The organism is Microbacterium sp. SCN 71-21, assembly GCF_001725695.1.
Lineage (GTDB): Bacteria > Actinomycetota > Actinomycetes > Actinomycetales > Microbacteriaceae > Microbacterium > Microbacterium ginsengisoli.
In genome coordinates, this window is sequence record NZ_MEGA01000122.1 from 1 (window position 1) to 7,057 (window position 7,057).

A 7,057-nucleotide genomic window follows, 5' to 3' on the forward strand; every position below is an offset into this window, starting at 1 on the left:
GTCGTGGCTGTCGTGCGGTTCGAGGCCGAGAACGGACGTGATCTCGGCCGCAGTCCGCACGTCGCTGTAGATCGACATTGTCGAGCGGTTGTAGCGGATCATCCTGCCCTTTCGCCAAATGCCTAACTGTGACGGAATTCGACGACGTCGCCGTCCTGCATGACGTATTCCTTGCCCTCGAGGCGGGCCTTGCCGCGCGAGCGCGCCTCGACGACCGACCCCGCGTCGAGCAGGTCCTGGAACGAGATCACCTCGGCCTTGATGAAGCCCTTCTCGAAGTCGGTGTGGATCACTCCGGCGGCCTGCGGGGCCTTCCAGCCCTTGCCGATCGTCCACGCGCGGGCCTCCTTCGGGCCCGCGGTCAGGTAGGTCTGCAGCCCGAGCGTGTCGAAGCCGACGCGCGCGAGCTGGTCGAGACCCGACTCGCTCTGACCGGTGGAGGCCAGCAGCTCAGCGGCATCCTCGGGGTCGAGGTCGATGAGCTCGGACTCGATCTTCGCGTCGAGGAACACCGCCTTCGCGGGGGCGACGAGTGCCGCGAGCTCGGCGAGACGGGCGGCATCCGTCAGCACCGACTCGTCGACGTTGAAGACGAAGATGAAGGGCTTGGCGGTGAGCAGCCCGAGTTCCTTGATGGGCGCGAGGTCGAGTGCGGATGCCGACAGCAGCACGCCGCGCTCGAGGGCGTCCTTCGCGGCGGTCGCGGCATCGAGAACACCGGGATCGGTCTTCTTGCCCTTGACCTCCTTCTCGATGCGCGGGATCGCCTTCTCGAGGGTCTGCAGGTCGGCGAGCATCAGCTCGGCACCGATCGTCTCGAGGTCGGCCTGCGGGTCGACCTTTCCGTCGACGTGCACCACGTCGGCGTCGGCGAAGCCGCGCACGACCTGCGCGATGGCGTCGGCCTCGCGGATGTTCGCGAGGAACTGGTTGCCGAGCCCCTCCCCTTCGCTCGCGCCGCGCACGATGCCGGCGATGTCGACGAACGACACCGAGGCGGGCACGAGCCGCTCGCTGTGGAACACATCCGCGAGCTGCTGCAGGCGCACGTCGGGCAGGTTCACCACGCCGACGTTCGGCTCGATCGTCGCGAACGGGTAGTTCGCGGCGAGAACCTGGTTCTTGGTCAGGGCGTTGAAGAGGGTCGACTTGCCGACGTTCGGGAGTCCGACGATTCCGATGGTGAGAGCCACGGGAGTTCAGTCTACGGGCGCGGATGCCGCGACTCGGCGGCATCGACCCGCCAGCGCATGAGCACGTTGCCGCTTCCGGTCCACGTGCGGGTCTCGAGCAGCTTCAGCGCGACGGCCGGCTTGGCATCGAACAGCGGCACGCCGGTGCCCGCGATGAGCGGGAAGGTGACGAGGTGCAGCTCGTCGACGAGACCGGCGTGCATCAGGTCGTTCCACAGCAGCCGCGACAGCAGCACGAGGATGCCGCGCCCGTCCCGCCGCTTCAGTGCGGCGACCTCCGCACGGGCCTCGGCCCGACGCACCACCCGCGCCTGCGGATGATCGGCGAGGTCCGCCTCGGACACGGTGTCGGAGACGATGACCACCTCGATCGTACGGATGAGCGCAGCGAACTCCCGCCGGATCGCGGTGGCGGCGGCATCCGATTCGACCGACCGCCAGTACGCGAGGTTCTGCAGCGCCGAGCGCCGTCCCGCGAGCAGCAGGGTGTCGCTGGCCCGCATGAGCGCGGTCGTGTAGTGGTCGAACGTGTCGGCGCCCGCGTAGTCGGGGTGCTGGTGCGCGAAGAACGAGGCGATGTCGTGCGTGTCGTCTTCGTAGCGCCCGTCGACGGTCACGAAGTTGCAGACGGTGAGTGGGCGGCCGTTCATCGTGCGCTCACGGCCGTCGCGCGCGGAACGCGTGAGTGCGGTACGGAAGGTCGATGGTGCCGCCCGCGGCGAGCTCGGGACGCTCGGCGAGCACCGCGGCGAAGCGCTCCTCGATGGCCCCGCGATCGGCCGGGCTGGCAGTGATGATGTAGCTGCGCGAGCGCATCATCGCCCACAGCTGCTCGGCGGTCATCGGCCGAGCCCAGTCCCACACCTCGGATTCGAGACCGTCGAACGGCGCCTCGACCCTGGGGCCGCCGGCATCCATCATGTTCTCGGCGTTCGAGCCGTGCATCACCTCGGTCATGCGACGTACCCACGGGTCGCGATCGTCGCGCAGGTTCCACACCAGTCCGAGCACACCTCCGGAGCGCAGCACCCGACCGATCTCGGCCGAGGCGGGCCCGACGTCGACCCAGTGCCAGGCCTGCCCCAGGACGACGGCGTCGACGGATGCCTCGGGCAGCGGCAGCTGCTCGGCGGTGCCGACGAACGTGGGAACCCCGGGGACGGTGTCGCGCAGCTGCGCGAGCATCGCCGGATCGGGGTCGATCGCGACGACCTCGGCGCGACCGGCCGCGACGACGCGGGTGAGCTTCCCGGTGCCGGCGCCGACGTCGGCGACGCGCAGCGGGCGGTCGCCGTCGAGCGCGGGCTCGAGCATCCACCCGACCGCCTCCCACGGATAGTCGGGTCGCCCGGCCTCATAGGTCCCCGCCACCGCACCGAACGAGGTCGACATCTGGTCTCTGCCTGCCATGTCTGCGACCCTACGCCGGGGGCACGACGGCCGCAGCGCGACATCCGCCCGTCGTCGGCGTGGCGCACCGGACGTCCCGGCGCGCGGGCGCACGGTAGGAGCGTGGCCTTGGACTTCACCGCGATCGACTTCGAGACGGCGAACTCCTCCAGTGCGTCGGCGTGCGCCGTCGGGCTCGCACGCGTGCGCAACGGACGCATCGTCGAGACCGCGGGCTGGCTGATCCGCCCGCCCGCCGGCCACGACCGGTTCTTCGAGATCAACGTGGGCATCCACGGCATCCACCCCGACGATGTCGAGAGCGCGCCGACCTGGACCGAGCAGCTGCCCGCTCTCGCGCGCTTCACGGGCGACGACATGCTGGTCGCACACAACGCGGGCTTCGACATGGCGGTCATCCGGCGGGCCTGCGAGGCCACCGGTGACGCGTGCCCTCCGGCGCGCTACGCCTGCAGCGTGCAGGTCGCGCGCCGCGTCTACGACCTGCCGTCGTACCGTCTGCCGGCGGTCGCCGACGCGACCGGGTTCGGCCCGTTCCCCCACCACGATGCGACAGCGGATGCCGCGGCCTGCGCGCACATCATGGTCGACGCCGCCCGACGCCTCGGCGCCGGTGACATCGACGAGCTCGCCGCGCTCGCGGGCGTGCGCATCGGCACCCTCGCCGAGCCCGCCGCCGTCGCCGCCTGACGATGTCGGCACCCTCCCCCACACTGTGACCATGGATGCCGCCACCGTCGTGATCGCGATCGTCGCCGCCGTGATCGGCGCGGTCGTCGCGTGGGCCGTGGCATCCGCCCGGTATGCCCGCGCCCAGAGCGACCAGCGGGCGCGGGTGGCAGCGGCGGAGGCCGCCACCGCGGCAGCGCGGGAGGAGCTCGCACACGCGCGCGCCGAACTCGAGACGCGCGACGATCGCGAGCGCCGTGACCAGTCGGTGCTGCGCGCGCTCGCGCCGGTCAGCGAGACGCTGCACGTGATGCGGCGCCGGGTCGACGAGCTCGAGCGGGAGCGTCAGACGCAATACGGCTCCCTGGCCGAGCAGCTGCGCCGCGCACAGGAATCGGATGAGGCGCTGCGCGCGACGACCGAGTCGCTCGCGAGCGCGCTGCGCTCGGGCGCCACACGCGGCGTCTGGGGCGAGACGCAGCTGCGTCGCGTCGTCGAGGCAGCGGGCCTCACCCGCCACGTCGACTTCGACCTGCAGAGTTCGCTGTCCTCGGATGCCGGTGCGGGCCGTCCCGACATGGTAGTGCGCCTTCCCGGCGGCAAGGCCCTCGCCCTCGACGCGAAGGTTCCGCTCGACGCCTACCTCGAGGCATCCGTGATCGCGCTGACCGCGACCGGCGACGACGGCGAACGCCGCCGCACGCTCATGACGCGGCACGCCCGCGCGGTGCGCGCCCACATCGACGCCCTGGCGAAGAAGGCATATTGGGCGGGCCTCGACGCGAGCCCCGAGTTCGTCATCTGTTTCCTGCCGAGCGAGTCTCTGCTGGCCTCGGCCCTCGATGAAGACCCCGCCCTGCTCGACTACGCGTTCACCAGACGGGTCGCGCTCGCGTCGCCCGTGAACCTGTGGGCGGTGCTGAAGACGGTCGCCTTCACCTGGACGCAGCAGGAGGTCTCCGCCGAGGCACGCACCCTGTTCGACCTGGGATCGCAGCTCTACGAGCGGCTCGGCGGTCTCGCCGGGCACGCCGACTCGCTCCGCCGAGCCCTCGAGCGCACTGTCGACGCCTACAACGGTTTCGCCGGTTCGCTCGAGTCGCGGGTGCTCGTGACAGCGCGCAGGTTCCCCGGGATCGACGAGACCAAGCGCGACGCCGTCATCGCACCGGCACCGATCGAGAAGTCGCCGCGTCGGCTCACCGCACCCGAACTGCTCGCGGCGATCGACGACTGACGGCGCCCGCCGAAGCGACCGTCCGAGCAGCTGGCGACGAGTGGCTCACGAAGTTCATGAGCGCGATCACGATCGCCGAGATCACGACGAATGCGCCGATGGGCCACCACGCACTCATCTGCTCGCCCTCGGGGCGCCGCTTGCGCAGCAGCACGTCCGGCCGTCGCGCCGGGTCGACCGCGGCGGCGACGACCTTCATCGCACCTGTCTGCGGAGTCGCGGAATCGGGAGTGGAACCGGTGGGTGCCGACATCCTCTGTCCCTTCACGCAAGCCCGCCCGCGGGCGCGGGCGACGGTCTCATTCTGCCAGACCGCCGCCGACGCACCGGGTCGTGTCGCCGTGGCAAACGTCGTCGAGGACCGTCAGAGCCACTTCGAGGTGAGGTGCTCCGAGGAGATGCGGCGGAGGGTTCCCGATGCGCCGCGCAGCACGACGCTCTCGGTGTAGATGTGGTCGCCCTCGCGACGCACACCGCCGACGAGCTGGCCGTCGGTGACTCCGGTCGCCACGAAGATCGTGTTGTTTCCCTTGACCAGATCGTCGGCCTCGTAGACGAAATCGTCGAACTTGAGCCCGGCGTCGAGACCGCGCTGCTTCTCGTCGTCGTTGCGGGGCCAGAGGCGCCCCTGAATGTGGCCGCCGAGCGCCTTGATCGCACAGGCCGTGACGATGCCCTCGGGGCTGCCGCCCACACCCACGCAGATGTCGGTGCGTGCGTTGTGCCGCGCCGCGTTGATGCCGCCGGCGACGTCGCCGTCCGACATGAGGCGGGTGCCCGCACCGGCCTCGCGGATCTCCTCGATGAGACGCTCGTGACGATCGCGGTGCAGCACCGAGACGACGATCTCCTCCACCGGCTTGCCGGTCGCCTTCGCGAGGCGGCGGATGTTCTCGCCGATGGGCAGGCGGATGTCGACGACGCCGACGCCGGCAGGGCCCGTGACGAGCTTGTCCATGTAGAACACGCTCGACGCGTCGAGCATCGCGCCGCGGTCGGACACGGCGATGACCGACAGCGCGTTGTTGCGTCCCGCGGCCGTCAGCGACGTGCCGTCGATGGGATCGACGGCGACATCGCACTGCGGGCCGCGACCGGTGCCGACGTGCTCGCCGTTGAAGAGCATGGGGGCGTTGTCCTTCTCGCCCTCGCCGATGACGATGACGCCGTCGAAGTTGACGGTGCCGAGGAACGCGCGCATCGCGTCGACGGCGGCACCGTCGGCCGCTTCCTTCGCCCCGCGGCCGATGAACGGCACCGACCGGATGGCGGCGGCCTCGGTGGCACGGACGAGCTCGAGAGCCAGGTTTCGATCGGGATGCAGCGGGCTCATGTCCGCGGTCAGACTCACCATGGACGCCAGCCTATCGATCGAAGTGTGTCGAACCCCGCCGTTTTCGGCGCTTGAGCCCCGAAAGATCGCCGCTTCTTTCGCACGGCGGCGGAGCCGCGGCATCCGGGCCCCTTCGCTAGAGTTGCGCATGGAAACGACGCCTCACTCAAGGAGCCCCCATGCCCGTCGCCACCCCTGATCAGTACGCCGACATGCTCGACCGCGCGAAGGCCGGCGGCTTCGCGTACCCCGCGATCAACGTGTCGAGCTCGCAGACGATCAACGCCGTCCTCCAGGGCCTCGCCGAGGCGGGCTCCGACGGCATCCTCCAGGTGACCACCGGTGGCGCCGACTACTTCGCCGGCCAGACCGTCAAGGCCCGCGCCACCGGCGCACTGGCCTTCGCCAAGTACGTCACCGAGGTCGCCAAGAACTACGACATCACCGTCGCCCTGCACACCGACCACTGCCCGAAGGACGCGCTCCCCGGCTTCGTGCTGCCCCTTCTCGAGGCGTCCGAGGAAGAGGTGCGCGCCGGTCGCAACCCGATCTTCCAGTCCCACATGTGGGACGGCTCCGCGGTGCCCCTCGACGAGAACATCGACATCGCCGCCGAACTCCTCCCCCGCCTCAAGAACATCCACGCCATCCTCGAGATCGAGGTCGGCGTCGTCGGCGGCGAAGAGGACGGCGTCAAGCACGAGGGCACCAACGACGCGCTCTACACGACCGTGGGTGACGTCACCAAGGCCGTCGAGGCCCTCGGGCTCGGCGAGAAGGGCCGCTACATCTCGGCCCTGACCTTCGGCAACGTGCACGGCGTCTACAAGCCCGGCAACGTCAAGCTGCGCCCGGAGCTCCTCGGCGAGATCCAGGCCGGCATCGCCGAGAAGTTCGGCACCGGCCCCAAGCCGCTCGACCTCGTCTTCCACGGCGGCTCGGGCTCGACCCCCGAGGAGATCGCGCTCGCGGTCGCGAACGGCGTCGTGAAGATGAACATCGACACCGACACGCAGTACGCGTTCACCCGCTCGATCGCCGGCTACATGTTCTCCAACTACGACGGCGTGCTCAAGCTCGACGGCGAGGTGGGCAACAAGAAGGCCTACGACCCGCGCGCCTGGGGCAAGGTCGCCGAGTCGGCGATGGCCGTGCGCGTCGTCGAGGCCACGCAGCAGCTCGGTTCTGCGGGCAAGTCGCTCGGCGCCTGACACG

The 7,057-nt window shown here is 70.2% G+C and carries 8 protein-coding genes; 3 read left to right on the forward strand and 5 right to left on the reverse strand.

Annotation, left to right across the window (positions count from 1 at the left end):
• Positions 1 to 122: 122 nt before the first annotated feature.
• The 3 genes from ychF to ABT08_RS12945 are packed head-to-tail and all read right to left on the reverse strand — an operon-like array spanning position 123 to position 2,603.
• Positions 123 to 1,193, reverse strand: a complete 1,071-nt coding sequence (gene ychF / locus ABT08_RS12935) for a redox-regulated ATPase YchF (RefSeq protein ID WP_056519107.1) — start codon at positions 1,191 to 1,193, stop codon at positions 123 to 125.
• 11 nt (positions 1,194 to 1,204) lie between these two features.
• The gene (locus ABT08_RS12940) at positions 1,205 to 1,843 is read right to left on the reverse strand and encodes a dihydrofolate reductase family protein (RefSeq protein WP_045248698.1); all 639 of its coding nucleotides are present in this window, start codon (positions 1,841 to 1,843) and stop codon (positions 1,205 to 1,207) included.
• 7 nt (positions 1,844 to 1,850) lie between these two features.
• Positions 1,851 to 2,603, reverse strand: coding sequence for a class I SAM-dependent methyltransferase (locus ABT08_RS12945; protein WP_288115229.1), 753 nt, complete (start codon positions 2,601 to 2,603; stop codon positions 1,851 to 1,853).
• 102 nt (positions 2,604 to 2,705) lie between these two features.
• On the opposite strand from ABT08_RS12945, the gene ABT08_RS12950 reads away from it, so the two are divergent.
• The gene (locus tag ABT08_RS12950) at positions 2,706 to 3,293 is read left to right on the forward strand and encodes an exonuclease domain-containing protein (RefSeq protein ID WP_288115230.1); all 588 of its coding nucleotides are present in this window, start codon (positions 2,706 to 2,708) and stop codon (positions 3,291 to 3,293) included.
• Between the two features lie 31 nt (positions 3,294 to 3,324).
• Entirely contained in the window at positions 3,325 to 4,509 is a 1,185-nt protein-coding gene (locus ABT08_RS12955; protein ID WP_288115231.1) for a DNA recombination protein RmuC, read from the forward strand.
• Here ABT08_RS12955 and ABT08_RS12960 read toward each other — a convergent pair.
• Positions 4,472 to 4,762 carry a UDP-N-acetylmuramyl pentapeptide phosphotransferase gene (locus tag ABT08_RS12960; RefSeq protein WP_288115232.1) on the reverse strand — a complete coding sequence of 97 codons (291 nt, stop codon included), beginning with the start codon at positions 4,760 to 4,762 and terminating at the stop codon, positions 4,472 to 4,474. The two genes, ABT08_RS12955 and ABT08_RS12960, sit on opposite strands and share 38 nt — an antisense overlap.
• A 111-nt stretch (positions 4,763 to 4,873) precedes the next feature.
• Positions 4,874 to 5,863 carry a class II fructose-bisphosphatase gene (gene glpX / locus ABT08_RS12965; RefSeq protein WP_045248693.1) on the reverse strand — a complete coding sequence of 330 codons (990 nt, stop codon included), beginning with the start codon at positions 5,861 to 5,863 and terminating at the stop codon, positions 4,874 to 4,876.
• Between the two features lie 158 nt (positions 5,864 to 6,021).
• Here glpX and fbaA point away from each other — a divergent pair, with 158 nt between their 5' ends.
• Entirely contained in the window at positions 6,022 to 7,053 is a 1,032-nt protein-coding gene (gene fbaA, locus ABT08_RS12970; RefSeq protein ID WP_045248692.1) for a class II fructose-bisphosphate aldolase, read from the forward strand.
• Positions 7,054 to 7,057: the final 4 nt, after the last annotated feature.

Bases quoted from the DNA above. Each gene is read 5' to 3' on its own strand.
- ABT08_RS12960 (WP_288115232.1), bottom strand. From the start codon at position 4,762: ATGTCGGCACCCACCGGTTCCACTCCCGATTCCGCGACTCCGCAGACA.
- ABT08_RS12940 (WP_045248698.1), bottom strand. From the start codon at position 1,843: ATGAACGGCCGCCCACTCACCGTCTGCAACTTCGTGACCGTCGACGGG.
- ABT08_RS12955 (WP_288115231.1), top strand. From the start codon at position 3,325: ATGGATGCCGCCACCGTCGTGATCGCGATCGTCGCCGCCGTGATCGGC.
- glpX (WP_045248693.1), bottom strand. From the start codon at position 5,863: ATGGTGAGTCTGACCGCGGACATGAGCCCGCTGCATCCCGATCGAAAC.
- fbaA (WP_045248692.1), top strand. From the start codon at position 6,022: ATGCCCGTCGCCACCCCTGATCAGTACGCCGACATGCTCGACCGCGCG.
- ABT08_RS12945 (WP_288115229.1), bottom strand. From the start codon at position 2,603: ATGGCAGGCAGAGACCAGATGTCGACCTCGTTCGGTGCGGTGGCGGGG.